This window comes from Nocardioides sp. TF02-7 (assembly GCF_022437945.1).
In the GTDB taxonomy this organism is placed as follows: Bacteria; Actinomycetota; Actinomycetes; order Propionibacteriales; family Nocardioidaceae; genus Nocardioides.
Genome location: NZ_CP092535.1, coordinates 2,806,143 through 2,832,861 on the forward strand (window position 1 = coordinate 2,806,143; position 26,719 = coordinate 2,832,861).

The following is a 26,719-nucleotide window of genomic DNA, read 5'->3' on the forward strand; positions in this document are numbered from 1 at the left end:
CCGGGGAGTCGCCGGAGCGCCCGGTGCCGCAGGTGCGTCCGGGCCGCCGTCGGGGCGTCGTCAGCACCTCGCGGAGCCGGCGAGAGCGGCCCGGAACGCCGCGACCGCACGCGGGAACCGGCGGCCGTCGGACCGATCGGTGATCTGGGTGTCGAGGTCGCGACCGCGGTTGAAGAAGACGCCCCAGCTCAGACCCGCGTCCCGGATCGCCCCGTGGGCGCTCCGGTAGAACCTCGCGAGCTCGGCGTCGCCGGCGACCACCCGCATCCCGAACTCGCCGAGGGCGATCTCCTGGCCGACGTACCACCGCTGCCGCTTGATCCAGGCGATGTCGCCGGAGGTGATCGAGGCCAGCGACTCGCCCCGGTCGGCGTACGGGTCGAACAGGATCGCGTCGGGCGGGGTGCGGAACGGCGCCGCTGCCGCCTCCTCCAGCGCGCGGTCGCTCCCGTCGGCGACCATCCAGTAGGTGACCCGCAGGTGCGGCGACGCCTTTCGCGCCGCGGCGTAGAACCGGCGGAGGGTGCGGCCGTAGTAGCGCGGGTCGGCCGATCGGCCGGTGACCTGGCGGATCCGGACCTTGTACTTGAACTCGTGCTCGATGGTCGCGTAGACCGGCACGTCCGTGTCGATCGCGGCGATCCGGGCGAGGCCGCGGACGTACCGGTCGAGCCATGCCTTCGCGCGGCCGAACCCCGGGTGGCGACGGCCGGTCCCGAGGACCTCAATCAGGTTGGTGCCCTTGGTGGTGATCGTGATGTTGGGGCTGATGCCGCGCCGGATGCGCGTCCGCTCGTTGCGGATGCTGACCGCCTGGTGGGGCTGGTAGTAGCTGGTCTCGACCGCGGGGTAGCGCCCGAGCTGCTGCCGGGTGCGGCCGGACTCGAACATGCCGTTGTAGACGCCGATCGACCCGTGCCGGCGGGTGACGCGGACCGTGACGTGGGAGAACCGTACGCCGACCCGCTCGCCGCCGCGGAGCGCGGCGCTGACCGAGGCACGCCCGCTGCGCGCAGCCGCCTCGTGCCGGGCGCTCAGCTGCCACCCCGGCTGCCGGCGTCCGGCCGCCCACGCCTTCGCGCGGACCGTCGTGCCCCGGAAGCCGATCTTGACCCGCACGCTCCGGGCGGCCGGTCCCCGCAGCGCGAGGCTGCGCGAGGTGAGGGTCCGGTCGCCGCGCTGGATCTCCAGCCGGAGGCCACGGCCCGGGGTGCGGACCAGTGCGGCGCGGAACCGGCGGGACCCGACGGCCACGGTGAGCCGGGCCGACGAGCGGGGCAGCTCGAAGCGGGCGGCAGCGGTGCCGGACCGGAACGCGCCGGCGGGGTGCACCCGCCGGACCGTGCGGCCGGGTCGCGCCGCCAGCGTGCCGCGGATCCGCTCGGGCTCGGTGGCGGTGACGCGGCAGCCCGCACCCACGGAGCCGCGGGCCGTCACCTCGGCCGAGCCCGCGGCCGGCGCCAGGCTCCAGCCGGCGAGGCAGACGACCGCTGCGACCAGGCAGCGGAGCAGCGTCAGCGGCGGGTTCAATAGGCCCCGCGTCGTCCGAGCACCGCACCGGCGGTGCGGAGGAGGATGGTGAGGTCCATGGTCAGCGACCAGTCCTCGACGTACTCGAGGTCCAGCCGGATCGCCTCGTCCCACGACAGGTCCGAACGGCCCGAGACCTGCCACAGGCCGGTGAGGCCCGGCTTGACCTGCAGGCGTCGCGCGGCTCGCGCGTCGTAGCGCGCCACCTCGTCGGGGAGCGCCGGCCGGGGGCCGATGAGCGCCATGTCGCCCCGGAGCACGTTGAACAGCTGGGGAAGCTCGTCGAGCGAGAACCGCCGCAGCACCTGGCCGACGCGGGTCACGCGCGGGTCGCGCCGCATCTTGAAGAGCACCCCGCCCTCCACCTCGTTCGCACCGGCGAGCGCGGCCTTGACCTGCTCGGCGTCGGTGCGCATCGTGCGGAGCTTGAGCATCGTGAACAGCTGTCCGTCCTTGCCGACCCGGCGCTGGCGGAAGATCGCCGGGCCGCGGGGAGTCGAGGCGGATCGCGAGCACCAGGACCGCGAGGAGCGGGATCGCCACCAGGACGAGCACCGCAGCGGCGGTCCGCTCCACGAGGTGCTTCACCGCCCGCGGGACGCTGGGACCGGCCACCTCGGCAACGCTGCTGAACCCGACCTCGACAGGACTGAGCGCCGTCACTTCACTAACCCCCACTGCTCGACCGGGCTTCCCCCCACGAGAGCCCGCCCCCCGACGCTAACGGCGGCGCGGCCGGGTCAGCCTGCTCAAATGGGGAAACACCCCGCGAACACGGGGTGACCGGGGCGGACCGGTCGGGCGCGGGGCGGTCACTCAGCCCGGCTGCTGCGGCGGCGTCCACCCGACGCTGTAGGCCAGGCCGATCGCGGCGACCTGCGACGACACGTCGAGCTTGGAGAGCAGCGAGCGCACCTGGCTGCGCACCGTCGCCTCCGCGAGCATCGAGGAGTCGGCGATCTCGCGCACCGCCATCCCGGCCATCAGCTGGCCGAGCACCACCGACTCGCGTGCGGTGAGCGACGCGAGCCGGTCGCGGACCAGGGCGGTCTCCGCGGTCGTCTCGCGCCAGTGGGTGACGAGCTCCTGCCGTTCCGCGGAGCTCAGGACGGGCACGCCGTCGTTGACGCGGCGCACGGTGGAGATGATCGTGTTGAGCGGCTCGGTCTTGGACATCACGATCCGGGCGCCGCGGTGGAGCGCCTCGCCCCAGCGCGCCCGGTTGGTGTCGCCGGTCAGGACGACGACGTGGGTGTGCGCCCGGCTGATCGGCTCGACGAGCTGACCGCCGTCCCCCGAAGCCGCCGAGGTCGAGGTCGAGCAGCACCACCCGCGGCCGGGCACGGGTGATCGTGTGGACGAACGTCGCCGGCGCCCCGGCGTGGTCGGGGACCTGGACCCGGCGTACGTCGTAGCCGTGGAGCGTGAGCGCGTGGGCCAGCGACTCCGCGAGGAGCTGGTGGTCCTCGACGATCGCCACCCTCTTGTCGACCGTGGGCACGCCGGAATCTGACATCTCCCCGAGGCTAGTGCGCCCGGGTCGCCGGGCGAAGGGGAACCGCCGACTCAGCTGGCGACGCCGAGCTCGACCGGCTGCAACGGCGCCAGTCGCACCGGTGCCGGGACCGCGGGCAGGCGGACCACGAACCGGGTCCCGCGAGCGTGGCTCACGTCGAGCTCGAGGTCGCCGCCGAGCTGCTGCACGAGCGCCTGCGCCACGTGGAGACCGATGCCCTGGCCCGGCGAGTCGGCCCGCCGCTCGCCCCACTGGAACAGCCGGTCGCGCATCTCGACCGCGACCCCGGGACCGCTGTCGGTGACGCTGATCGTCACCTGGTCCCCGTCGCGCTCGGCGTGAACGCGGATGTCGTCGGCGTTGCCGTGCACGGCCGCGTTGTCGATCAGGACGTTGACCGCCTCGGCGACGTCGTCGTAGCGGCCGACGGCCAGCAGCCCCGAGGGCTGCCACGTGATCGTGCGGCCGCGGGCGCGGTGCGACGTCACCAGGTGGACGAGCAGCTCGTCGAGCTCCACCGGGCGGCTCGCGGTGCGGTCGCCGCCCTTGAGGATCCGCATCAGCCGGTCCATCTCGGCGTCCACCATCGACTCGAAGGACTCCCGGCGCTCGGCCGGGAGGCTCTTGAGCAGCTGGGTGGCCGACACGATGCCCGCGACGGTCGAGCGGATCTCGTGCATCCGGGCCCGGGAGCTGCGGTGCTCGGCGTCGACGGCGGTGAGCCGCGCAGTCATCGCGGCGAGCTGTTCCTCGCGCTCGCGGAGCGCGGCGCGGTGCGCGCCGGCGTAGTGCGTGGCGCCGATCGTCACGAACGCGGCCGCTGCCAGCAGCAGGCTGGCCGGCACCGCACCCACCCAGGCCGTCAGGACCAGGACGGCGATCGTCACCGCCGAGAGCGGCATTCCCGCCGCGTCGAGCCTTGCGGCGCGCGCGACACTACTGACCTTCCTCATGTGCTTCCCCACGTCATGCTTCAGTGCCGGTCGCATGCACACGCCGCACACAAGCCGTGGAGGCCCCCCGAGAGATGGGCGACGTGGCTGGAGCTGCTTCCGGCTGTCCCCACGGAGTCCGGGGTGCGACCCCCTTTGAACGCACGATCCGGTGCTCCGTCTTGGATGGGAACGTACGGATTCCGTAGGTACCCGGCAACCGGAACGCGGACATCGGTGCCGGATGTGAAATAGGGTTACCGGATCAGGTGTCGACGGCCGGATCCGGCCTGTGACGGGCGTCTCAGGGGCGCGGGTCCGGACCGGGCGCGGACGGCCTCCGGTTTTGTCCACCGCCGGACCCACGGCCTAGGATCGTCCGGTTGCCCCGGCGAGGGAGCACCCGCTTCTGTGACTCCGTGATCGACTGGGCCCGGCTCGTCCTCCGACGCCGCGCGCCCTGGCCGATCATCGGGTGAGGAAGCGCGGCGCTCCTCGTCCCACCGGGGTCCGTCACCCAGAGCCGAGGAGAAACACCATGAGCACCGACAAGATCGTCGCCGAGCTGCGCACCGAGTTCGGCAAGGGCGCCGCCCGCCGGATCCGCCGCGCCGACAAGGTCCCCGCGGTCGTCTACGGCCACGGCAACGAGCCGATCCACCTCACCCTGCCGGGTCACGACACGATGATGGCGATCAAGCACGGCGGTGCCAACGCCCTGCTCGAGCTCGAGATCGACGGCGAGACCCAGCTGGCGCTGACCAAGCAGGTCCAGGTCGACCCGATCCGCCGGTTCCTCGAGCACGTCGACTTCGTCGCGGTCAAGCGCGGCGAGAAGGTGACCGTCGACGTCCCGGTGGTCGTCGTGGGCGACGCCGTCCGCGACACGCTGGTCGTCACCGAGGTCCCGACCGTCCAGCTCGAGGCCGAGGCCACCCACATCCCCGAGCAGATCGAGGTCGACGTCCAGGGCGCCGAGGCCGGCACCCAGTACCTCGCCGGTGCGCTGACCCTCCCGCAGGGCACCACGCTGCTCACCGACCCCGAGGCCCTCGTGGTCAACGTGACCGCCGCGCAGACGGCGGAGGCCCTCGAGGCCGAGCTCGCCGGCGCCGAGGCCGACGCCGGCATCGAGCGGGACGAGCCCGAGGCCGCGGCCGACGAGGCTGCCGCGTCCGGCGGCGACGAGGGGTGATCCTCGCTCGGCTCAGGTGGTTCCTGGGCCGACTGATCTCCCCGGCGCGTCCGGCGCCGGGGGAGCACCGCCCCCTCGGCCGGCGCCCGTACGACGACCCGGCCCGACCCCGCGGAGGAGCCGATGCCCGACCGTGCTGCCGGCAGTGCCGGTGCCCCCGGAGCCGCTGGTGACGGGGTGTGGTTGGTCGCCGGGCTCGGCAACCCCGGGCCGTCGTACGCCGGACACCGCCACAACGTCGGGCACCTCGTCGTCGACGAGCTCGCCCACCGGCTCGGCAGCCGGTTCCGGGCGCACAAGTCCGGCCGCGCCGAGGTGGTCGAGGGCCGGCTCGGCGCGCCCGGGACGCCGGGTCCCCGGATCGTGCTCGCGAAGGCCCGCAGCTACATGAACGAGTCGGGCGGGGCGTTCAAGGCGCTGGCGACCTTCTACAAGGTGCCGCCGGCGCGGATCGTGGTGATCCACGACGAGCTGGACATCCCGTTCGGCACCCTGCGGGTCAAGCTCGGCGGCGGCGACAACGGGCACAACGGGCTCAAGTCGCTGCGCTCCTCGCTCGGCACCGGCGACTTCTACCGCGTGCGGGCGGGCATCGGCCGGCCACCGGGCCGGCAGGACGTCGCCGACTTCGTGCTGTCGGGCTACGCCGCCGCGGGAGCGCAAGGAGCTGCCGTTCCAGGTGGACGCGGCCGCCGACGCCGTCGAGTGCCTGGTCACCGAGGGTCTCGAGCGGACCCAGCAGAAGTTCAACTCCTGATCCGGCACTACGCTGGCCCGGTGACCTCCGAGCCTGCGAACCCCTCGCCCGCGCCGTCGTCCGACCCGTCCGCCGGCCCCTCGTCGGAGACCGTCGCCGACGACCACCTGCTCGCCGCCTGGCTGGCCGAGGCCGCCGGGCGCCGGCTGCTCGAGGTGCGCGAGGACTCCTCGCTCGAGGGCAAGCAGCTCAAGGACGCCGGCGACCGGGCCGCGCACGACCTGCTGATGAAGCTGCTGGCCGAGCACCGCCCCGACGACGCGGTGCTCTCCGAGGAGGCGCTCGAGAGCGCCGACGACAAGGACCTGCGGCTGCGCGCGAGCCGGGTCTGGATCGTCGACCCGCTCGACGGCACCCGCGAGTTCAGCGAGCGGCCCCGGGACGACTGGGCGGTCCACGTGGCCCTCTGGGAGGGCGGCGAGCTGGTCGCCGGTGCGGTCGCGCAGCCGGCGCTGGGGGGAGACCTTCAACACCGGAAACCCGCCGGTCGTCCCGCCCCGCACCTCCGAGCGGCCGCGGATCGCGGTCTCGCGGAGCCGTCCGCCGGCCTTCGTCGAGGCGCTCGCCGAGGAGCTCGGCGCCGAGCTGGTCCCGATGGGGTCGGCCGGGGTGAAGATGATATCGGTGGTGCGCGACGTCGCCGACGCCTACGTCCACGCCGGCGGCCAGTACGAGTGGGACTCCGCGGCTCCGGTCGCCGTCGCCCGGGCGGCCGGCCTGTTCACCAGCCGCACCGACGGCAGCGCGCTCGCCTACAACCAGGCCGACGTCTACCTCCCCGACGTCGTGGTGTGCCGGCCCGAGCTGGCCGACGACATCCTCGCCTTCATCGAGCAGCACGGCACCGACTGATCCCGCCGATGCCCCGGTTCCGCCACGTCCTCCTCGACGCCGACGGTGTCGTGCAGACCGGCACCGGCGACATCCCGGGCGTCCTGGCCGAGCACCTCGGCGACGGCGGCTTCGCGTTCCTCGCGGCGACCTTCCCCGACGACAGCCCGGTGCTGCGCGGCGAGGCCGAGGTGGTGCCGCTGCTGCGGGAGGCCCTGCGGGCGGCGGGCAAGCCCGACGTCGACGTCCAGCGCCTCTACGACGAGGCGTGGCTGGCCATCGAGGTGCACCGCCCGACGCTCGACCTGGTCGCGACGCTCCGCGCTCGCGGCTACGGCGTGCACCTGGTGACCAACCAGGACCCCGGCCGGGCCCGCCACATGCAGCGGACGCTCGGCTACCAGGACGTCTTCGACAGCTGCTGGTACTCCTGCGACGTCGGCGCCGCCAAGCCCGACGCCGCGTTCTTCGCCGCCGTGCTCGAGGGTGTCGGTGCCCGGCCCGACGAGGTGCTCTACGTCGACGACAGCCCGCGCTACGTCGCCGGCGGCCGGGCCGCCGGGATCACCGCGGAGGAGTGGAGCACGACCGAGGGCGACGAGCGCCTGCACGCGCTGCTCGAGCAGCACGGCATCGCGCTCGGTCCGGCCCGGTCGAGCAGTTGAGCCCGAGGTCGGCGCAGGGGACAGTGGGGCGATGACGGCGTACGTATCCCACACCACGATCGACTGCAGCAACGCCTACGAGCTCTCCGAGTGGTGGAAGCCGGTGCTCGGCTACCGCGACATCCCCGGCGACCCGAACCTGCCGGGCCACGAGGAGTGCATGATCGAGGACCCGGAGACCGGCCACCGGCTGCTGTTCATCGAGGTGCCGGACCGCAAGGGCGTGAAGAACCGGGTGCACCTCGACCTCCGGCCGCGTGCAGCGAGCCGGGACGAGGAGCTGGCGCGCCTGCTGGCGCACGGGGCGACCCAGGTGGCCGACCACCGCGGCAAGTACGGCCCGGGGTCCGGGTGGGTGGTCCTCGCCGACCCGGAGGGCAACGAGTTCTGCATCCTCCGCTCGGAGGCCGAGGTGGCGGCGGGCGAGCAGCCCTCGGACTGAGATCACACCGCCGGTGGCTGGGGTCGGCGGCCCGGGCCACGAATACTGGACGGCGGGATGACTGACGAGAAGCGATCGAGGCTGGACATCGACTGGGCCACGACCGTCGCCGGGGCGCTGGCCGCGGTGACGGTGGCGGTGCTGCTGTCGACGCTCGGCGCCGCGGGAACCCTCGCCGGCGCAGCCCCTGGGCAGCGTCGTGGCGACGTTGAGCACGGCGGTCTACCGGCAGGGCATCGCCACCAGCCGGCGCACGGTGGCAGCAGTGCAGGAGGCCGCGCTGACGAAGGTCGGCCACGCCCAGGACGACGTACGCCGGGCGGCGCGGGCGACCGACTCGCCGACGGCCGGAGCCGACCTCGCGCGAGCCCAGCGCCGGCTCGACGAGGCGCGGGCGGAGCTCGACGAGGTCACGGCGGACGCCGCGCAGGAGGACGAGCCCGGGCCGGACGGCCCGGTGCCGCCGGAGCCGGCGGGGGCGTCGCGCTGGTCGGCTCTCCCGTGGCGCCGGATCCTCCTGCTGGCCGGATCGCTGTTCGTCGTCGCCGTGCTGCTGATCAGCGCCTTCGAGCTGGTGGCCGGACGCAGCGTGTCGTCCTTCACCGGCGGGTCCGACCGCGACTCGGGCACGTCGGTCGGCAACATCGTCGACCGGGGCGACGAGCGCCGCGAGCGGGGACCGGACCGCGACCAGCGCCCGAGCGAGCAGCCGAGCGACGACGCCACCGAGCCGACGCCGGACGAGCCGAGCGGCCCCGACGAGCCGCAGGCCCCGGTGGAGGAGCCGTCGACCGAACCGGCGACGCCCAGCGAGCCGGCCAGCCCGCCGGCCTCGGAGGTGCCGACCGAGGCGCCGACGCCGAGCGCCACTCCCTGACCGGCCCTGATCCCTCTGTCGGGACCGGACCGGTCGATCAGAACACGTTGAACGGGCGGAACTGGACGGACAGCCGCGGCCCGGCCGACGCGACCTTGGGCACGGCGTGCTCCCAGGTGCGCTGGCAGGAGCCGCCCATGACGAGCAGGTCGCCGTGGCCCATCTCGAACGAGATCGAGTCGCCGCCGCCGACCGGCCGCAGGACCAGCCGCCGCGGGTCGCCCACGGACACGATCGCCACCATCGTGTCGTGGCTGTTGCCGCGCCCGATCCGGTCGCCGTGCCAGGCGACGCTGTCGCGACCGTCGCGGTAGTAGCAGCAGCCGGCGGTGCGGAACGGCTCGCCGAGCTCGGGCAGGTAGTGCTCGCTCAGCGCGTCGCGCGCGGCGGTGAGGACGGGATGGGGCAGCTCCTCGCCGATCATGTAGGTGTGGAGCAGGCGCGGGACGTCGACGACCCGGTCGTACATCTGGCGGCGCTCGGCCCGCCAGGGCACGTCGCGCACCAGCGTCGCGAAGACGTCGTCGGGCTCGGGCAGCCAGCCGCGCGCGACGTCGACCCAGGCCCCGGCGGTCAGCTCGTGCCGCTCGGGCCCCGCGAAGTCGAGGGCGCCGGTGGCGGGGGCCTCGAAGAGGGTGCTCTGGAAGTCCATGTGCCGACGATACCCGATCGTTCGAACACGTGTTCGCACCGTGCCGGCGTGCGGGGCGCCGCAGGTGACCTGGACCTGATGCGGGAACCGGTTTCAATGTTCCGGGGACGGCGCGGGGTCTCCGCTCTATCGTTCGGTCCGTGGAGACAGCCGACCGGGGTACGGCTGACCGACGCGCTCTGAAACACGTCGCGATCCGGGAGTACGTACGCGAGCTGGTGGACGGCAGCGCGCCGGGAACGGCGGCCCCTTCCGAACGGGACCTCGTGGAGAGGTTCGGTGTCGCGCGGATGACCGTGCGGCAGGCCCTCGACGCGCTCGTCGCCGAGGGCGTGCTCGAGCGGTTCCCCGGCCGCGGCACCTTCGTGGCGCAGCCGCGCCGGATGCCGAGCCGGGTCTCGAGCTTCACCGAGGACATGCGGTCGCGCGGTCTGACGGCAGAGTCGCGGACGCTGGTGGCCGAGACGGTCAGGGCGGGGTCCGGGGTCGCGCGGGCGCTCGGGGTCGCCGTACGGGAACCGGTGGTGCACTGGCGGCGACTGCGCCTGGCCGACGGCAAGCCGGTCTGCCTGTCCGAGGCGTATCTGACTGCGGCCCTCGTGCCCGACCTGCTGGGCGGCGACCTGCCCGACAGCCTCTACGAGTGGCTCGCCCTCCGGGACCGCCGCCCGACCTGGGCAGAGGACTCGGTGTCGGCGGCCGTCGCCGGCGCCGAGGAGGCCGCCCTGCTCGAGAGCCGGCCCGGCGCGGTGGTCCTGCGGCTCACCCGGCGGGCCCTACGGGGCGACCGGCCGATCGAGGTGTCGCGGAGCGTCTACCTCGCCGACCAGCACACGGTGTCGGTGCGGATCGGCTCCTGAGCCGGGACCGCGCCGGGAGCTTGCCGGGACCGGGCTCCTAGGCGTCGGCGAGCGACCCGAGCGCGGCGACAGCGGTGCCGCTCTCCTCGCACACCCAGGTCGGGTCGGGACCGCCCAGGTCCGGCGCGATGTGCAGCGGGTGCACCGGGCCGCCGTTGCAGCTGCGGCAGACCGGCCACAGCCCCTCCGGGCGGTCGCGGCCGTGGCCGTCCACGAGCGCGTCCTGGACGTCCTGCGCGACCAGCCCGGCGACGTACGCCGCCCCCCTGCGGCCACTGCTCGACCCACCAGCGGCGCTGCGAGCACGCCTCGTCGAGTGCGGAGACGGTGGTCGCGTTCGCCACCCCCGCGGGCCTGGAGGTCGGCGAGCACACGCGCCCGGGCCTCGTAGATCACGCTGTCGTCCACTGCCTCATTGTCCCGGGGCCGCCAAGTCGCGCCGGGTCCTCAGCCTCGATCCGCCGGGGTCGGCGGGCGACGTGACGGGCAAAACCTCCACTTGTCCGGCATTGCTTTGCCCGACATGTTGAGGTTTCCCCGGTCGGCCGGGGAAACCTCACGCGGTCCGGCCCCCCGCGACCCCCGGCCACCGCCCCGCACCAGCCCCGCACCAGCCCGCCCTCAGACGGCCAGCAACGAGAGCTCGCGCTCCATGTTGCGACGAGCGGGCTCCTCCCAGTGCGCGTAGCCGTGGGCGGTGTGGAAGAGCCGGGGCTTGGCGGCGAGGTCGCGGAGGACGTCGGCGCGGCCGGCGGTGAAGACGGCGTCGTCGAGGTGGCGGTACTCGGTGCGCACGGCGGCGACGTAGGCGTCGTAGCGCTCCTGCGGGGCGGCGAGGATGCCGAGGTCGGCGTCGGAGAGTGCGCAGCCGTTGCGGTCGTCGTCGGCGGGGCGGTGCGACTCGGTCAGCCGCACGAGGCGCGCCACCTCGGCGACGGTCGCCGGGTCGACCAGGCCGGGGAGGGCGTCCTCGGCCCAGGCGGCCGAGCGCTCCTCGGCGTCCCGCTCGCCGTCGTAGACGGCGTCGTGGAACCACGCGGCGAGCAGCACCGGGGTCGGGTCGTACGGCGTGCCGGCGTCGGCGAGCTCGCGGAGCCGGTCGAGCACCTCCGCCAGGTGGCGCACGTCGTGGTGACCGCGGGCGGGGTGGCCGTAGGCCGCGAGCAGCTCCTGCTTCAGCCCCTCCCCGCCGGGGAGGGGCCAGGGCGGCGGAGGTTGGTCGGGATGTCTGCCGTCCATCGCCCCCATTCAAACCCAACCGGGCGGCGTTCGGGGAGGGGGTCGCCAGGTCGCGGGAGCGCGGTCAGCCGACGGCCGGGACGCCGCGGAGCGCCTCGGCCAGGTCGTCGTCGGAGAGCGGGTCGTCCTCGAGCCGGCCGGCGAGGAACGCCTCGTAGGCGCCGAGCTCGAGCAGCCCGTGGCCGGAGAGGCCGACGACGATCACCGGGGAGGTGCCGGCCTCGCGGGCGGCGAGGGCCTCGCGGCGTACCTGCGCGAGCGCGTGGGACGCCTCCGGCGCCGGCACCACGCCCTGGGTGCGGGCGAACTCGATCGCCGCCTCGAAGCACTCCCGCTGGTGCAGGGCGGTCGCCTCTACCAGACCCTGGTCGACGACGTGCGAGACCAGCGGTGCCATGCCGTGGTAGCGCAGCCCGCCGGCGTGGATCGGCGACGGCACGAAGTCGTGGCCGAGGGTGTGCATCTTCATCAGCGGGGTGAGGCCGGCGGTGTCACCGAAGTCGTAGCGGTACTCGCCGCGGGTGAGCGTGGGGCACGAGCTGGGCTCGACCGCGAGCACCCGCGGCGACAGCCGGCCGGCGAGCTTCTCGCGGAGGAACGGGAAGGCGAGCCCGGCGAAGTTGGAGCCACCGCCGGCGCAGCCCACCACCAGGTCGACCGAGTCCTCGCCGGCCTTCGCCAGCTGCAGCACGGCCTCCTGGCCGATCACCGTCTGGTGCAGGAGCACGTGGTTGAGCACCGACCCGAGCGCGTACTTCGTCGCCGGGTCCTGGGCGGCCGTCTCGACCGCCTCGGAGATCGCGATCCCGAGCGACCCGGGGTGGTCGTCGGCGAACGCCTTGCCGGACTCGGTCAGCCGGCTCGGCGAGCGGTGCACGCGGCCGCCGAAGACCTCGATCAGCGTACGGCGCTGCGGCTGGTGTCGAACGAGGCGCCGACCTGCCACACCTCGCACTCGACGCCGAACAACGAGCACGCGTAGGAGAGCGCGGTGCCCCACTGGCCGGCGCCGGTCTCGGTCGTGAGCCGGGTGATCCCGTTGAGCCGGTTGTAGTACACCTGCGGCACGGCGGTGTTGACCTTGTGCGACCCGGCCGGGGAGACGCCTTCGTACTTGTAGTAGATCCGTGCGCTGGTGCCGAGCTGCTCCTCCCAGCGGCGGGCGCGGTGGAGCGGCGCCGGCCGGTACTGCCGGTAGACGTCGAGGACGGGGCCCGGGATGTCGACGTACCGCTCGCCGGTGACCTCCTGCTGGATCAGCTCCGGCGGGAACAGGGCGGCCAGGTCGTCCGGGCCGACCGGCTCGTGGGTCGCCGGGTGCAGCGGCGGCGGCGGTGGGGTCGGGAGGTCGGCCGCGAGGTTGTACCACTGCGTGGGCTGCTCGTCGGCGTCGAGCGTGAACGTCACCTGGTCGGCGGCCATCGCCGTCTCCTTCCGTCGCGGGCTGGACGGAGGCTAGTGCGCGCCGGTGCCGGTGCGGGAGGACCTGTCCAGGGGACGGGCCGAGCGCAGTCCTACTTCGCGTCTACTCCCGCTCCGGCGCGAGCTCGTCGCCGGCGTCGACGATCCGGTAGGCGTAGCCCTGCTCGGCCAGGAACCGCTGCCGGTTCTGGGCGAACTCCGCGTCGACGGTGTCGCGGGACACCACGGTGTAGAACCGGGCGACCTTGCGCTCCCCGCCCGGCCCGGGGTCGCCGGGGCGCAGCAGCCGGCCCAGGCGCTGCGCCTCCTCCTGGCGGGGAGCCGAACGAGCCGGACACCTGGATCGCCACCTCGGCCGAGGGCAGGTCGATCGAGAAGTTCGCGACCTTCGACACGACCAGCAGCCGCACCTCGCCCGAGCGGAACGCGTCGAACAGGCGCTGCCGCTCGCGGACGGTCGTCTCCCCGGTGATCACCGGCGCGTCGAGCTCCGCGCCCAGCTCCTCGAGCTGCTCGAGGTACTGGCCGATCACGAGCGTGGGCTGGTCGGCGTGACGGGCCACCAGGCGCTTGACGACGCCGACCTTCTCGCGGGTGCAGGCCGCCAGCCGGTAGCGCTCCTCCGGTTCCGCGGTCGCGTACGTCAGCCGTACGGCGTCCGGCAGCGTCACCCGCACCTCGACGCAGTCGGCCGGCGCGATCCACCCCTGGCTCTCGATGTCCTTCCACGGCGCGTCGTAGCGCTTCGGGCCGATCAGCGAGAACACGTCGCCCTCGCGCCCGTCCTCGCGCACGAGGGTGGCGGTCAGGCCGATCCGCCGGCGGGCCTGGAGGTCGGCGGTCATCCGGAAGATCGGCGCCGGCAGCAGGTGCACCTCGTCGTAGACGATGAGGCCCCAGTCGCGGGCGTCGAAGAGCTCGAGATGCGGGTAGACGCCCTTCCGCCGGGTGGTCATCACCTGGTAGGTCGCGATCGTGACCGGCCGGATCTCCTTGACCGAGCCGGAGTACTCGCCGATCTCGTCCTCGGTCAGCGACGTGCGCCGGACCAGCTCGTCCTTCCACTGCCGGGCGCTGACGGTGTTGGTGACGAGGATCAGCGTCGTCGCACGGGCGTGCGCCATCGCGGCCGCGCCGACGAGCGTCTTGCCGGCGCCGCAGGGGAGCACGACGACGCCGCTCCCGCCGTGCCAGAACGACTCGGCCGCCTCCTGCTGGTAGGTCCGCAGCTCCCACCCGTCCTGGCGGAGGTCGATCGGGTGCGCCTCGCCGTCGACGTAGCCGGCGTAGTCCTCCGCCGGCCAGCCCAGCTTGAGCAGCGCCTGCTTGAGGTTGCCGCGCTCGCTGGGGTGCACGGCGACCGTGTCGTCGTCGATCCGCTGGCCGAGCATCCCGGCGACCTTCTTGGCCCGCAGCACCTCCTCGAGCACCGGTCGGTCGGTGCTGGCCAGCACCAGGCCGTGGACCGGGTGCTTCTCCAGCCGCAGCCGGCCGTAGCGGGCCATCGTCTCGGCGACGTCGACCAGCAGGCTGTGCGGGACGGCGTACCGGCTGTAGGTGAGCAGGGTGTCGACCACCTGCTCGGCGTCGTGGCCGGCTGCCCGGGCGTTCCACAGGCCCAGCGGCGTGAGCCGGTAGGTGTGGATGTGCTCCGGGCTCCGCTCGAGCTCCGCGAACGGCGCGATCGCCCGGCGGCAGTCGGCGGCCTGCTCGTGGTCGACCTCGAGCAGCAGCGACTTGTCGGACTGGACGATGAGGGGGCCGTCGGTCACCGCACGAGTTTACGTGCGGGCAGCGGTGGCGCGGGTCACGCCGACCCCGGACGCGCCCCGGCCCGGTGCGCGCAGGAACGCACCGGGCCGGGAGCGGGTCGGGGCCTCGGATCAGCCGAGGATCTGGCGGAGCAGGGCCTTCCGCTCCACCGGCGGCAGCTCGGGCAGCGTCCAGCGCTGCTCCTTGCCGCTGACGCCCGGGGAGTACGACGCCACCAGCTTGCGGAAGGCGACGGTGATCGGGTCGCCGGGAGTGCCGCCGGGGTTGAGGGCGACCCAGCGGATGGTGTGCTTGCCGGCGTTCACGCGCTTCGGGATCGCGTAGCCGAGACCGATTCCCCCGCCGATCGCGACGACGGAGTTCATCAGCCTGGCTGCCTCCGGATCGCTCGCCCCGCCGAAGAGGGCTTCCGGCGAGATCGCGCCCTTGTAGTCGAGGAGGGCGAGCATGGGCGCCCCCGGTCGGCAGGGAATCGCCGTAGACCGGCGTCCCGAACATGTCGACCTCGAGCAGGCCGGGAGCGGCCACCTTGATGGTGCGGGTGCCGAGGTTGAGCACACCGCTGCTGGGCCACGTGGTCTCCAGCGGCGCACCGGGCTGCCACACCCACGAGTGGGTGCGGGCCTTGGCGGAGAGGTCGGCGCGGGTGACGTGGCCGTTCTTGATCTTGGCGGTGGTGACCGCGTTGTTCTTGAGGTCGCCGGTGCCGATCTTGGCGGCCGCGTAGGCGCCGGCGCCGCCGGCGGAGGCGACGACCAGCGCAAGCGTGGCGACGGACATGGAGGCCTTGGGGAGAGCGGCGTCGAGCCGCTCCCCGGATGCGGGTGAGTCGGGGCATGAGGGAGCACCTTCCGAGGAGATCGCGGTCCCGGCGGAGGACCCGTCGAGACCCTGTTCATCGGCAACCTAGGGCGGCTGCGGGCTCGTAATGATCAGATCCGACAAGTCTTTACTTTGTGTTCGACCTCACGTCGAGCCGACCGGGCCCACCCGCGAGATCCGGTGGACGGCGAACGTCCGGACGTCCTCGGCGGCGTGGTCGCGGGCGGTGAGCCGGCCGCCCTCGACCGAGATCGGGTCGACCACCCGCTCCCCCGACGACGCCGCGGTCGTCGGTGAACCCGATGACGACCGACGTACGCCGCTCGATGGCGTCGCGGAGCGCGGACAGCGCCCCGGCGGGCGAGGCCGCGGAGGCGGGGCGGGTGCGCGCCGCGGCGTCGCCGGCACGGAGCGAGCGCACCGCGGCCGCCACCTGGGTGGCTTGGCGCGCCTGGTCCTGCGGCCCGCTCCGGGTGCGCGGTGGGCGGGCGCGGAGCGCCTCGACCCGGCCGACCCGCACCGTGCCGTCAGGCCCCTCGACGACCGGGGCGACGCCGAGGTCGCGGAGCCGGGGGAGGAGCACGTCGACCGGCGTGGTGCTGATGACGACGGTCGGGGCGATCCGGCGCAGCCCCAGTGCCTCGGCGGCCGGGTGGTGCACCAGCTCGGCGAGGGCGGCCTCGTCGTCGGAGCGCACGAACGACTCGGCGACACCGACCCGCACCCGACCGAACGTCCGCTCGGCGTCGTCGACCAGGTAGGTCAGCGGCTGGGGGACCGGCGTCCGCGAGACCGAGGCGAGGAACGCGTGCACCTCGGCGGCGGTCCACCCGGCGTCGAGCGCGCGGCGCACCGACGCCGGTGTGAAGCGGTAGACGGTCGCGGCGCCCCGGGACTCCACGTCGGCGACGAGCTGCAGCGACCGGGCGATCCCCGACTCCAACGGTCCCGGGGCGACCGCGGTGAGGTCGGCCTGGACCAGCACGTGGTCGACCGGCGGGGGCAGGAGCGCGGCCAGCCGGGGGGTCGGGTCGGTGCCGGCGACCAGGTCGCGACCGTACGGCGACAGCGCGTCGAGCCCGGTCACGCCCAGGGAGGCCGCCTCGGCGACCGCCCACCCGACGAGCTCCGCACGGGTCCGGGGGCGGCGCGGGCGGAGCCACTCCAGCCGGGCGACGAGCGACGGCAGTCCGGTGCCGGAGGCGAGGGCCTCCCCCTCCGGGACGGTGGCCAGCTCGGCGAGGGCCATCGCCTTGGCCTCCGGCATCAGCATCGACGACAGCTCGGGGGTGAGGGCGTTCCACGGCCGGTCGTCCGGGCCGCGGCGGCCGACCAGTCCCGGCAGCCGCGGGCTGTCGAGCCAGGCGCGCGCCAGGCGGGTCCACCGCGCGGCCAGGTCGTCGGCGAGCCAGTCGTCGAAGCGGTCGGTCGGCACCCACACGGGGTTGCCGTCGGCGTCGGCGCGGCTGCCGACGAGGCCCGCGGCGGACGCGGTCTCGATCACGAGCGCGGCCTCCGGCTCGGTCAGCTGGAGGTGCGCCGCGGCGGCCCGGAGCTCGCGGACGCCCAGGCCGCCGGTCCGCAGGGCGGCGGCCGGCCGGGTGCCCCACCACTCGAGCAGCAGCTCGGTGCGGCGCACGAGCTCGGCGGCGGCCCCGGCCGCCGCCGATGCGGTCATCCGTGCGGGGCGGTCGGCGGTGGCGAGCGGGGGGCGGCCGGTCGACCGGGTCCGCCGTGGTCCGGCCGCCCCGCAGGGTGAGGCCGGCCTCGCCGGGCACCACCAGCAGGTCGTCGCCCCCCGGCACCAGCAGGCCGTGCGCGACCAGCTCCTCCGCCGGCGTCCGCGCGTCCTCGGGCCGCACCGTGCGGCGGGTGGCGCCCGCGGTCGCGGCACCGCCCTCGTCGAGGACGTGCCCGAGGAGGGCGCGCGCCGGGTCCGACAGGCCGTCGACCCGGGCCTGCACCTCGGCCGGCCCCGGGCCGTCGGGCGTGCGCGGACGCAGCCCGCTGACCCCGGCCGCCGGACCGCCGGTCAGGCAGTCGCCGACGCCCGACAGCGGGCGGAGGCCCTCGGGGGAGTCCCAGGCGAGCGCCAGCGAGCGCAGCCGGGCGAGGGCGGCGACGGGGTGCTCCTCCTCGGCGTGGACCAGGCCGACCAGCTCCTCGTCGCTGGTTTGGCCGGCGACGTACAGGGCATCCAGCACCGAGAGCTCGCCCCGGGTGAGCGAGTCGAGGGCACGGGCGATCGAGCTGCGGACGGCGGCGCGGGAGGCCAGCTGTGAGAAGTCGTGAGGGGCAGGCGTGGCGAGGTCGGGACGCAGGGTGAGCAGCTGGGCGACCTGGTCGTCGGACCACGAGCGGAGCTGGTCCGCGAGCGACCGGTGCCCGCCGGGACGCCTCGCTCCCCTGACCACGCTCGCCACCCGTCCCACGCTACCGACGGTGGCCTGGTGACCGACGCGGTGCTCCGGCACGGGGCGGCCTCGCACGTGGGCAACGTCCGGGAGCTCAACGAGGACGCGTTCCTCGTCGCGCCGCCGGTCTTCGCCGTCGCCGACGGCATGGGCGGGCACGACCACGGCGACGTCGCAGCCCGGTTCGTCGTCGAGGAGCTCGCGGCCCTCGGCGGCCGCACGTACGACGCGGCGACGGCGGTCACCGCCGTCGCCGGGGCGCTGACCGCCGTGCACGAGCGCATCGACGCCTACGAGGCGGCGCAGCGGGCGGCGGGCCGCCCGCTGTTCAGCGCGGGCACGACCGCGGTGGTGGCCGTGCTGGTGGAGGACCCCGCCGACCCCCGGTGGCTGCTCGCCAACCTCGGCGACTCCCGCGCCTACCGGGTGGCGGGGGACCGGCTGGAGCAGGTCACCGTCGACCACAGCCTCGTCCAGGAGCTGGTCGACGCCGGCACCCTCTCCGCCTCCGCGGCGGCAGGGCACCCCGACCGGCACGTCGTGACCCGCGCGCTCGGCGGACCGGTGCGTCACGACGCCGACTTCTACTCCCCTCCCGGCGGCTCCCGGCGAGCGGCTGCTGCTGTGCTCCGACGGTGTGAGCGAGATGCTCTCCGCCTCCGACATCCGGCGCGTCCTGCTCGCGACCGAGCACCCCGGGGCGGCGGCGGACGCCGTCGTCGGCGCCGCGGTCGCGGCCGGGGGGCGCGACAACGCGACCGCCGTCGTCGTCGATGTGATGGGATTGGGCGCACACATCCGTGAGAGGCCACCGGACATCGGCATCCAGCAGCCGGGTCCAGAGCAGGAGACGGGGGCACACCCATGAGCGCGATCAGCTCACCCGGCGCGACGGGCGCCTGGTCCTACCGCACCGGTCCGTGGTTCGCGGCGTTCGGGCCGCGGGTCACCGTGCTGCTGCCGGAGTCGCAGCGCGACCAGGTGATCGGGGTCTGGTCGCTCGTCGACGGTGGCGCCGGGTTCGACGAGGTCCTCGACGCGCTCCTCGCGTCCGGGCTGAGCCGGCTCCCCGGGTTCGTGCTGGTCAGCACCGACGACGGGCCCACGCGGGTGCTCCTGCGCGGCACCGGTGTCGGCGCGGTCCTCACCGCGCCCGCTGAGCCCGGTGGTGTCGTGGAGCTCGACGGCAGCGCCGGCTCGACGTGGGTCGAGCGCAGCGTCGAGGGCGTGGAGTCGCTGTCGGTGGTGCTCACGGACGTCGAGCCCGGGACCGACCACGCGGAGACCGACTTCCCCCATCCTCACCGGGCTGGTGCGGGTGTCGCGGATCGACCGACCGGGGGCGGTCGCCGCACCCGAGCCGCTCCGCGCCCCGGCCGTCGCCGAGCCGGAGGTGAGCGCGGAGCCGCTGCCGGCCGAGGAGCCGTTCCTGCCGGAGGAGCCGACGCCGGCCGACCCGGTGCCCGCCTTCGACGAGCCGGTCGCGGTGCCCGTCCTCGACGAGCCGGCCCCCGTGGACGACGACGGGCCGCCCACCGAGGTGCTGATGCCGCTCGACGGCGACCCGCTGACCGACCCGATGCCGGGTGAGCCCGCGGCCGGCCCCGACATCGACACCGACACCGACACCGACACCGACGCCGACGAGGAGACCACGGACCTGCCGGTCGACGGCGACTCCCCGGCCGAGGCCCCCGAGCCGGCCGCCGGGGCGCCGTCGGACTGGGTGACCCCGTGGGGCGCGCCGCCGCCTCCGCCGCCCGGGCCGCCGCCGGCCGGGCCGCCGCCGGTCGGCCCGCCGTCCTTCGACCCGCCGGCGCCGCCCGCCTTCGACCCGGACTCGGTCACCGAGGTCGCGCCGCCGGCGTACGCGCCGCCCCCGCCGCCTGCCGAGGCGCCGCCGGCCGACGCGCCGCCCCCCGCCGCTGCCCGTCGGGTCGTGGGAGCCGGTGGGCGAGGACAACCCGCCGCCGCCGCCGGCCAGCGACTTCGCACCGCCGCTGCCGGACGCGCCGGCGCCCGCACCTGCGCCTGCGCCGGCCGACGGCGACGGGGCCGTCGCCCGGCTGCTCATCTCCGACGGCCAGCAGGTCGTCGTCGACCGGGTGGTGCTGATCGGTCGCGCACCGGAGGCCCGGCGGTTCACGTCGACCGAGCAGCCGCAGCTGGTCCAGGTGCCCAGCCGGCTCCACGAGATCTCCTCGACCCACATCGAGGTGCGGCCCGGCGCCGGCATCGACGAGGGCAGCGCGGTGGTCACCGACATGGGCTCGACCAACGGCACCGTGCTCGTGCAGCCCGGGCAGGGTCCCGAGGACCTCAAGCCCGGTGTCGCCGTGGCGTTGACGCCCGGCGCCGTCATCAACCTCGGCGACGGCATCACCATCCAGGTCACCCGCCCCTAGCCGCCGCGGCCGCGGGCGGCGCAAGTCGTTCGTGGCCGACGGTGCTGGTGGCCTACGATTTCGGGTCGCGCCGGACCGACCGGCGCCCCTGAGGAGGAGCGAGACCGTGCCGACTGGCAAGGTGAAGTGGTACGACGCGGAGAAGGGCTTCGGCTTCCTCTCCCAGCCCGACGGGCCCGACGTCTACGTGCGGTCCGACGCGCTGCCCGAGGGGGGTCACCACGCTGAAGGCCGGCACCCGGGTGGAGTTCGGGATCGCGCAGGGGCGCCGCGGCGACCAGGCGCTGCAGGTCCGGCTGCTCGACGCGCCGCCCTCGGTCACCCGCGCCCAGGCCAACGCCAAGCGCAAGAAGCCCGACGAGATGGCGCCGATCGTGGAGGACCTGATCCGGGTGCTCGACGGCGTCGGCGAGGCCTACCGCCACGGCCGGCACCCCGACCGGCGCACCGCGCAGCCCGTCGCCAAGCTGCTGCGCGCGCTGGCCGACGAGCTCGACGGCTGAACCCGGACGGCCGGCGGCCGCACCGGGGCGTCTCTCAGAGGCGGGTGGTCGCGCTCGCCGCCGGCCGCGGCGCGCCGGCCCGCCGGGAGCGGGTCCCGAGCACGAAGACCGCCCACGCGGACAGCACGATCGCGGCCACCACCAGCCCGAGCAGCGGCTCGAGCGGCATCGCGATGCCGACGAACCCGCCGACGACCCACGCGAGCTGGAGCGTGGTGTCGCCGCGGGCGAACGCGCTCGCGTGGGCGCGCGCCGGCACGCCGGTCTGGATGGTGGTGTCGAGCGACACCTTGGCGAGGTACTGCGCCAGCCCGGCGGTCAGGCCGAGCGCGACCAACGGGACCAGGCTGTAGAACACCGCCGCCACCACGACCAGCGCGATGTCGGCGAGCAGCGCCGCGACCACGGTGACGGCGGGGTTGATCTTCTTCGCCACCGACGCGAGCACGATGCCGAGCGTGTTGCCGAGGCCGGCGGCGCCGATCACCAGCCCGATCAGGAGGGTGGTGCGGTCCTCCCAGCCGGGGATCGGCTCCTCCCGCAGCAGGAACGCCATGAACATCGTGAGGAAGCCCGACAGCCAGCGCGGACCGCAGTTGACCCGCAGCGCGAACGACACCGCGGGCGGGATGCCGGTGCCCCGCCGCCGGCCGGTGCGCGGGTCGTCGGTGCCGACCTCCTGCTCGCCCTCGGTGGAGTCGACCTTCGCCGGCAGCAGGATCGCCGCCACCGTGCCGAGCGCGAACACGAGGAACCCGACCCGCAGCGCCCACTCCGGGCCGAAGTACGCCGCCGCGCCCGCCAGCGGCGCCGACACCGACGCGCCGACGACGCCCGCGAGCGACACCCGGCCGTTGGCCTTCACCAGGGTGATCCCCGTCGGGACCAGGCGGGGCACCGCGGCGGCGCGGGTGACGCCGTACGCCTTCGACGAGACGAGCACACCCAGCGCGGCGGGGTAGAACCACACCGACTCCGACGCCACCGCGCCCGCGAGCACCCAGCACAGGAACCCCCGGATCGCGAACGTCGCGCCGATCGCCCACCGCCGGCCGTGGCTGAACCGGTCGAGGAACGGGCCGATCAGCGGCGCCACGATCGCGAACGGCAGCATCGTCAGCCCGAGGAACAGCGCCACCTGGCCGCGCGCGTCGCTGGTGGCGCCGGCGAAGAAGATCGTGCCGGCGAGGGCGATCGCGACCGCCGCGTCGCCCGCGGCGTTGCAGGCGTGCAGCTCGATGAGCCGGTTGAGGCCCGACCGGTCCGCCCCCTGGGCGCCCGCCGCGCGGCGGGCCTGCGTCCAGGTCGCCTTCCCGAACCGCCCCGTCACCCGCGCGAAGCCGCGCAGCCCGCGGGCGGTGGCGCGGGCGCCGGTGCCGACGCTCTGGCCGACCGACCGGCCGGTGCCGCCGTCGGGCGGCACGGAGGTGCCGGCCCCCGGCCCGTGGTCCGCGGACGGCGGCGCACCCACGCCGCCGGGCGAGCGGGGGTCGGGACGCTCGGTGCTCACGTGCCTATCTTGCCTGCTCGTCCCGAGCGGACCCGGGGCGGAACACGCCGACCCCGAGGTGACGTGAGCCTCCCGGATGGGGGATGCTAGCCGCCGTGAGGACGCAGGAGCGCAAGGTGAACGACGCCGTCACGGCAGCAGCCGTCGACCAGGCGCGGGCCGCCCTGCTCGAGGAGGTGCCCGCCGAGGACGTCGGCGACCACCTCGGCCGGCGGGTGGAGGCGGCACGGGTCGTCACCCACCTGTTCGCCTGCCACCGCAAGGGCTACGTCGGGTGGCAGTGGGCCGTCACGCTCACCCGCGCCACGCGGCAGAAGAAGGTCACCGTCGTCGAGGTGGCGCTGCTGCCCGGCCCCGACGCGATCGTCGCGCCCGCCTGGGTGCCCTACCGCGAGCGGATCAAGCCGGGCGACCTGTCCCCGGGCGACCTGCTGCCCGTCGCCGACGACGACCCGCGGCTGGTGCCCACCTACTCCTTCGGCGACGACCCGGTCGAGGCCGGGGTCGACGTCCAGCTCGACAGCGCCGCGAAGGCCCAGGTGCGCCAGGTCGCCAAGGACCTCGGCCTCGGCCGGGTGCGCACGCTCTCGCCCGAGGGCCGCGACGCCGCGGCGCAGCGGTGGTACGACGGCGACGGCGGGCCCGACTCCGCGCTCGCCCGGTCGGCGCCCGAGGCCTGCAGCTCCTGCGGCTTCCTGGTGCGCATCTCCGGCCCGCTCGGCCTGCTGTTCGGGGTCTGCGCCAACGGCGACGCCAACGACGACGGCCGGGTGGTCTCCTTCGACCACGGCTGCGGCGCCCACTCCGAGGTCCGGCTCACCAAGCGCCACACCTCCCCGCCGCCCGCCCCCGCCGGTCGTCGACACCGTCTCCGCAGGCGACCTGGACACGTTCTGAGCGGACGCTCAGCCGGTGGCCGCTGACAGCAGCCACACGGCGTACCGGTCGTCGACCGGGCGGAGGTCGTAGCCGCCGAAGCGGTGGTCGACCCGCAGCCCGGCCTCGGCGGCCTCGGCGGCGAACACGTCGGGCGGGAGCCGGCGAGCGGTCTCGGGGCCGTCCTGCAGGTGGAAGCCGACGAGCAGCCGGCCGCCGGGGGCGAGCAGCTCGCCGAGCCGGCGCAGCACCGCGACCTCGGTGCCCTCGGCGACGAAGACGATGACGTTGCCCACGCAGACGACGAGGTCGAAGGCGTCCGGGGCGCCGGCCGCGGCGAGGGCGTCGTCGGTCAGGCCGAGGACGTCGTGGGGGAGCACCGCCAGGTCGGGGTACGTGCGCTGCGACTGCTCGCGAAGGCGCGGGTCGGGCTCGGTGGCCACCACCCGGTGCCCGCGCCGGAGGAGGGCGGCCGCCACCCGGCCCATCCCGGACCCCGCGTCGAGGACCCGGCCGTGGCGGGGGAGCAGCGTGTCGGCGAGCCGGGCCTCGCCGTCGACGTCCTCGCCGGCCGCGACGAGCCGGGCGAAGTGCTCGCCGTAGCCGAGGTTGCGCTCCCCGCCCCGCTGCCAGCGGGAGAGCGGCGCCTCAGGCATCGTCGCCGGCGCGCTCGGCGCGGACCCGCCGCCGGCGCTTGCAGTACTCGACGCCGAGCAGGCCCAGGCCGACCCCGGCCAGGCACATCCAGAGCAGCCAGGTGTGGTCGTCCTCCCGCAGCCGGCCGTAGAAGGGCAGCAGCCCGACGAACGCGAGCAGGAAGAGCCCGGTGCCGACCTGCACCGTGCGCACGCCGTCGACGTCGAGCGGCTCGACCGGCGCGATCAGGTAGGTGCGGTTGCCGATCTCGTGCCGGTCCGGCTGCTCGTCGCGAAGCTCCACACGGTCGATCGTAGTCGCCGGCGGGCGGTCGGAGCGGCGGGCACCGACCGCGCGGATTATTTCGCATTGCTAATGAGTTATGCTAACGACATGGCTTCGACGAGGACCGCAACGCGCAGCGACACGGGGCTCGCCAGCGAGCTCCGGCTCGCGGTGATGCGCCTGCGTCGCCGGCTGGCCTACGAGCGGCACCCCGACAACCCGCTGGGTCTCGGGGCGATGGCCGTGCTCGGGGCGCTCCTCCGGCGCGGCGACCTCACCGTCGGCGAGCTCGCCGCGCACGAGCGGGTGCAGCCGCCGAGCATGACCCGCACGGTGGGCGGCCTGGTCGAGGGCGGCTACGCCGAGCGGCGGGCCAACCCCGACGACGGCCGGCAGGTCGTCGTGTCGATCACCGACGCGGGCCGCGAGCTGGTCCTCGCCGACCGGGCGCGCCGCGACGGCTGGCTCGCCCGCCAGCTCACCGGGCTCAGCCGCGAGGAGCGCGACCTGCTCCGCCGGGCGGCGCCGCTGCTGCAGCGGCTGGCCCAGTCGGACTGACCATCCGGCAGATCCACCCGATCCACCCGATCGACCACCAGGTCCAGTCCGACCGACTGACCGACTGATCCAGACCGACGGCCGACCGCCGTCATGATCCGCTGAGGGAGAGATACCCCCACGAGCCCCACGTTCCGCTCCCTGTCCCACCGCAACTACCGGCTGTACTTCGTCGGCAGCATCGTGTCCAACGTCGGCACCTGGATGCAGCGCGTCGCCCAGGACTGGCTGGTGCTGACCATCCCGGGCAACGGCGGTGCCGCCCTCGGCATCACCACCGGGCTCCAGTTCCTGCCGATCCTGCTCCTGTCGCCGTACGCCGGCGTCATCGCCGACCGGTTCCCCAAGCGCCGCCTGCTCCAGGTGACCCAGGCGACGATGGCGCTCGCCTCGCTGCTGCTCGGCGTGATCGCCGCGCTCGGCGTCGCCGAGACCTGGCACGTCTACACGATCGCGTTCGCGTTCGGCATCGGCGCCGCGTTCGACGCCCCCGCCCGGCAGGCGTTCGTGTCGGAGATGGTGGGTCCCGACGACGTCACCAACGCGGTCGGCCTCAACTCCGCGGCGTTCAACACCGCCCGGATCGTCGGGCCCGGCCTCGCCGGCCTCCTGATCGGTCTCCTCGGCGGCGGGATGGAGGCGACCGGCTGGGTGATCCTCGTCAACGCCGTGTCCTACCTCGCGGTCATCTGGCAGCTGCAGCGGATGGACACCTCCGCCCTGCGCTCGCCGAAGCCGGTCGGGCGCCGGCCCGGCATGCTGCTGGAGGGCGTGCGCTACCTCCGCGGCCAGCCGAAGATGCTGATGATCCTGGTGCTGGTGTTCTTCGCGGGCACGTTCGGCATGAACTTCCAGATGACGTCGGCGCTGATGGCGACCGAGGTCTTCGGCAAGGGCGCCGGCGAGTTCGGCATCCTCGGCTCCGCGCTCGCCGTCGGGTCGCTCTCCGGAGCCCTGATGGCCGCCAGCCGGACCCGGGTGCGGCTGCGGCTGCTGTTCGGCGCGGCGATCGCGTTCGGCGTGGCCGAGATCGTCGCGGGCACGCTGCCGAGCTACCTCGCGTTCGTCCTGTTCTCGCCGCTGATCGGGCTGGCGACGATCACGCTGCTCAACTCGGCCAACGCCACCCTCCAGATCGAGGCCGACCCGGAGTTCCGGGGCCGGGTGATGGCGATCTACATGACGATCGTCATGGGCGGCACCCCGGTCGGGGCGCCGGTGATCGGCTGGGTCGGGGAGACCTACGGCGCCCGCTGGACGCTGATCGTCGGCGGCGCGCTGGTGCTGGTCGGCGTCGGGCTGGCGCTGCTGCTGCGTCCCTCGGCGAGCGGCGGGGAGCCGCCCGCGTCAGCCGAGGGCGCCGACGTCCACGACGAGGTCCGCGGCGTCGCGCGTCGCCTCGACGAGCTCGGCGTTCGCAAGGTCGCTGCGGTCCACCCAGTCGCGCGCGGCGCCGGGTGACTTGCCGAACCGCACGTGGCGCGCGACCAGGCGCTCCCGGCGGACGACCGGGTCGAGGTCGGCGTACCAGACCTCGGCGAGGAGCGGGCGCACCCGCTCCCACCCCGCCGTCGGCGAGCAGGAGGTAGTTGCCCTCGGTGACCACCAGCCGGGCCGCCGGAGCGACGACGGTCGCCGCCGCGAGCGGCTGCTCGAGGTCGCGCTCGAAGCCCGGCGCGTACACCGGGCGGTCGGTCGTGCGCAGCACCCGCTCCAGCGTCGCGACGTAGCCGTCGACGTCGAACGTCGCCGGCGCCCCCTTGCGGTCGCGCAGGCCCAGCCGGTCGAGCTGGACGTCGGCGAGGTGGAAGCCGTCCATCGGCAGGGCAGCGACCCGGTCGCGGCCCAGGCCCGCCGGCGGGTCGGCCGCGAGGTGCTCGAGCAGCGAGCGGGCGAGGGTGCTCTTGCCGGCGCCCGGCGGGCCGGCGATCCCCAGCGCCCGCCGCTGCCCGTCGCCGGCGACGAGGTCGCGGGCCCGGGCGACCAGGGCCGCTAGCACGGCGGGTGTCTCGGCATTCG

Annotated in this window: 27 protein-coding genes and 5 pseudogenes; 17 read left to right on the plus strand and 15 right to left on the minus strand. The window is 74.8% G+C overall.

The window, feature by feature from the left end:
• Positions 1-60 precede the first annotated feature (60 nt).
• The 4 genes from MF408_RS14430 to MF408_RS14445 all read right to left on the minus strand — a co-directional run bounded on the left by MF408_RS14430 (position 61) and on the right by MF408_RS14445 (position 3,948).
• The gene (locus tag MF408_RS14430) at positions 61-1,530 is read right to left on the minus strand and encodes a hypothetical protein (RefSeq protein ID WP_240248286.1); all 1,470 of its coding nucleotides are present in this window, start codon (positions 1,528-1,530) and stop codon (positions 61-63) included.
• A complete protein-coding gene (locus tag MF408_RS14435) occupies positions 1,527-1,964 on the minus strand; it encodes a sugar transferase (protein ID WP_240248287.1) in 438 nt (145 codons plus the stop codon). Before MF408_RS14435 ends, MF408_RS14430 begins: the two co-directional genes overlap by 4 nt.
• Before the next feature lie 382 nt (positions 1,965-2,346).
• Positions 2,347-2,874, minus strand: a complete 528-nt coding sequence (locus MF408_RS14440; protein WP_240248288.1) for a response regulator transcription factor — start codon at positions 2,872-2,874, stop codon at positions 2,347-2,349.
• A gap of 222 nt (positions 2,875-3,096) precedes the next feature.
• Positions 3,097-3,948, minus strand: a complete 852-nt coding sequence (locus MF408_RS14445) for a HAMP domain-containing sensor histidine kinase (protein ID WP_240248289.1) — start codon at positions 3,946-3,948, stop codon at positions 3,097-3,099.
• Positions 3,949-4,516: 568 nt separating this feature from the next.
• Between MF408_RS14445 and MF408_RS14450 the strand changes: the two genes are divergently transcribed.
• From MF408_RS14450 to MF408_RS14470, 7 genes and pseudogenes are all read left to right on the plus strand, one after another.
• The gene (locus MF408_RS14450; protein WP_240248290.1) at positions 4,517-5,173 is read left to right on the plus strand and encodes a 50S ribosomal protein L25/general stress protein Ctc; all 657 of its coding nucleotides are present in this window, start codon (positions 4,517-4,519) and stop codon (positions 5,171-5,173) included.
• 123 nt (positions 5,174-5,296) lie between these two features.
• A pseudogene (gene pth / locus MF408_RS14455) lies at positions 5,297-5,930 on the plus strand (aminoacyl-tRNA hydrolase).
• A 155-nt stretch (positions 5,931-6,085) separates the two neighbouring features.
• A pseudogene (locus MF408_RS25555) lies at positions 6,086-6,331 on the plus strand (inositol monophosphatase family protein); the annotation flags it as partial.
• A 214-nt stretch (positions 6,332-6,545) separates the two neighbouring features.
• Positions 6,546-6,782 carry an inositol monophosphatase family protein gene (locus MF408_RS25560; protein WP_275693480.1) on the plus strand — a complete coding sequence of 79 codons (237 nt, stop codon included), beginning with the start codon at positions 6,546-6,548 and terminating at the stop codon, positions 6,780-6,782.
• 32 nt (positions 6,783-6,814) lie between these two features.
• Positions 6,815-7,426, plus strand: a pseudogene (locus tag MF408_RS14460) (HAD-IA family hydrolase); the annotation flags it as partial.
• A gap of 31 nt (positions 7,427-7,457) precedes the next feature.
• Positions 7,458-7,868: a VOC family protein gene (locus MF408_RS14465; RefSeq protein ID WP_240248291.1), complete on the plus strand. Its 411-nt coding sequence runs from the start codon at positions 7,458-7,460 to the stop codon at positions 7,866-7,868.
• 199 nt (positions 7,869-8,067) lie between these two features.
• On the plus strand, positions 8,068-8,745 hold the full coding sequence (locus tag MF408_RS14470; protein WP_240248292.1) for a hypothetical protein: 678 nt from the start codon (positions 8,068-8,070) through the stop codon (positions 8,743-8,745).
• Positions 8,746-8,782: 37 nt separating this feature from the next.
• On the opposite strand, the gene MF408_RS14475 is transcribed toward MF408_RS14470, so the two are convergent.
• Positions 8,783-9,397 (minus strand): alpha-ketoglutarate-dependent dioxygenase AlkB, encoded by a 615-nt coding sequence (locus MF408_RS14475; RefSeq protein ID WP_240248293.1) that lies wholly within the window; start codon positions 9,395-9,397, stop codon positions 8,783-8,785.
• A 218-nt stretch (positions 9,398-9,615) separates the two neighbouring features.
• On the opposite strand from MF408_RS14475, the gene MF408_RS14480 reads away from it, so the two are divergent.
• Positions 9,616-10,257, plus strand: coding sequence for a GntR family transcriptional regulator (locus tag MF408_RS14480; protein WP_275693481.1), 642 nt, complete (start codon positions 9,616-9,618; stop codon positions 10,255-10,257).
• 37 nt (positions 10,258-10,294) lie between these two features.
• Here the strand turns inward: MF408_RS14480 and MF408_RS14485 are convergent, their stop codons facing one another.
• From MF408_RS14485 to MF408_RS14510, 7 genes and pseudogenes are all read right to left on the minus strand, one after another.
• Complete coding sequence (locus MF408_RS14485; protein ID WP_240248295.1) at positions 10,295-10,471, minus strand: hypothetical protein; 177 nt, start codon at positions 10,469-10,471, stop codon at positions 10,295-10,297.
• Between the two features lie 407 nt (positions 10,472-10,878).
• A complete protein-coding gene (locus MF408_RS14490) occupies positions 10,879-11,496 on the minus strand; it encodes a hypothetical protein (protein WP_240248296.1) in 618 nt (205 codons plus the stop codon).
• Positions 11,497-11,560: 64 nt separating this feature from the next.
• Positions 11,561-12,373, minus strand: coding sequence for a TrpB-like pyridoxal phosphate-dependent enzyme (locus MF408_RS25565; protein WP_275693179.1), 813 nt, complete (start codon positions 12,371-12,373; stop codon positions 11,561-11,563).
• 20 nt (positions 12,374-12,393) lie between these two features.
• Positions 12,394-12,918 (minus strand): pyridoxal-phosphate dependent enzyme, encoded by a 525-nt coding sequence (locus MF408_RS25570; protein ID WP_275693180.1) that lies wholly within the window; start codon positions 12,916-12,918, stop codon positions 12,394-12,396.
• A gap of 103 nt (positions 12,919-13,021) precedes the next feature.
• Positions 13,022-14,690 (minus strand): annotated as a pseudogene (locus tag MF408_RS14500) (DNA repair helicase XPB).
• A 111-nt stretch (positions 14,691-14,801) separates the two neighbouring features.
• Positions 14,802-15,140 (minus strand): hypothetical protein, encoded by a 339-nt coding sequence (locus MF408_RS14505; RefSeq protein WP_240248297.1) that lies wholly within the window; start codon positions 15,138-15,140, stop codon positions 14,802-14,804.
• 500 nt (positions 15,141-15,640) lie between these two features.
• Complete coding sequence (locus MF408_RS14510) at positions 15,641-17,191, minus strand: helicase-associated domain-containing protein (RefSeq protein WP_240248298.1); 1,551 nt, start codon at positions 17,189-17,191, stop codon at positions 15,641-15,643.
• Between the two features lie 19 nt (positions 17,192-17,210).
• Here MF408_RS14510 and MF408_RS14515 point away from each other — a divergent pair, with 19 nt between their 5' ends.
• From MF408_RS14515 to MF408_RS14535, 5 genes and pseudogenes are all read left to right on the plus strand, one after another.
• Positions 17,211-17,795 carry a hypothetical protein gene (locus tag MF408_RS14515; protein WP_240248299.1) on the plus strand — a complete coding sequence of 195 codons (585 nt, stop codon included), beginning with the start codon at positions 17,211-17,213 and terminating at the stop codon, positions 17,793-17,795.
• A 168-nt stretch (positions 17,796-17,963) separates the two neighbouring features.
• Positions 17,964-18,731 (plus strand): protein phosphatase 2C domain-containing protein, encoded by a 768-nt coding sequence (locus MF408_RS14520; protein ID WP_240248300.1) that lies wholly within the window; start codon positions 17,964-17,966, stop codon positions 18,729-18,731.
• Positions 18,732-18,791: 60 nt separating this feature from the next.
• Entirely contained in the window at positions 18,792-19,517 is a 726-nt protein-coding gene (locus MF408_RS14525) for a hypothetical protein (protein WP_240252181.1), read from the plus strand.
• A 359-nt stretch (positions 19,518-19,876) separates the two neighbouring features.
• Complete coding sequence (locus MF408_RS14530) at positions 19,877-20,332, plus strand: FHA domain-containing protein (protein ID WP_240248301.1); 456 nt, start codon at positions 19,877-19,879, stop codon at positions 20,330-20,332.
• Positions 20,333-20,438: 106 nt separating this feature from the next.
• Positions 20,439-20,835 (plus strand): annotated as a pseudogene (locus MF408_RS14535) (cold-shock protein).
• A gap of 34 nt (positions 20,836-20,869) precedes the next feature.
• Here the strand turns inward: MF408_RS14535 and MF408_RS14540 are convergent.
• A complete protein-coding gene (locus MF408_RS14540) occupies positions 20,870-22,345 on the minus strand; it encodes an MFS transporter (RefSeq protein ID WP_240248302.1) in 1,476 nt (491 codons plus the stop codon).
• A gap of 116 nt (positions 22,346-22,461) precedes the next feature.
• On the opposite strand from MF408_RS14540, the gene MF408_RS14545 reads away from it, so the two are divergent.
• Positions 22,462-23,268: a DUF3027 domain-containing protein gene (locus MF408_RS14545; protein WP_240248303.1), complete on the plus strand. Its 807-nt coding sequence runs from the start codon at positions 22,462-22,464 to the stop codon at positions 23,266-23,268.
• Here the strand turns inward: MF408_RS14545 and MF408_RS14550 are convergent.
• The gene (locus MF408_RS14550) at positions 23,251-23,877 is read right to left on the minus strand and encodes a class I SAM-dependent methyltransferase (protein ID WP_240248304.1); all 627 of its coding nucleotides are present in this window, start codon (positions 23,875-23,877) and stop codon (positions 23,251-23,253) included. The two genes, MF408_RS14545 and MF408_RS14550, sit on opposite strands and share 18 nt — an antisense overlap.
• Entirely contained in the window at positions 23,870-24,160 is a 291-nt protein-coding gene (locus tag MF408_RS14555; protein ID WP_240248305.1) for a DUF2530 domain-containing protein, read from the minus strand. The genes MF408_RS14550 and MF408_RS14555 overlap by 8 nt, the downstream gene beginning before the upstream one ends.
• A 90-nt stretch (positions 24,161-24,250) precedes the next feature.
• On the opposite strand from MF408_RS14555, the gene MF408_RS14560 reads away from it, so the two are divergent.
• From MF408_RS14560 to MF408_RS14570, 3 genes are all read left to right on the plus strand, one after another.
• On the plus strand, positions 24,251-24,700 hold the full coding sequence (locus MF408_RS14560) for a MarR family transcriptional regulator (protein ID WP_240248306.1): 450 nt from the start codon (positions 24,251-24,253) through the stop codon (positions 24,698-24,700).
• A 141-nt stretch (positions 24,701-24,841) separates the two neighbouring features.
• Entirely contained in the window at positions 24,842-26,161 is a 1,320-nt protein-coding gene (locus MF408_RS14565) for an MFS transporter (protein WP_275693482.1), read from the plus strand.
• A gap of 1 nt (position 26,162) precedes the next feature.
• Positions 26,163-26,696: a hypothetical protein gene (locus MF408_RS14570; protein WP_240248308.1), complete on the plus strand. Its 534-nt coding sequence runs from the start codon at positions 26,163-26,165 to the stop codon at positions 26,694-26,696.
• Positions 26,697-26,719: the final 23 nt, after the last annotated feature.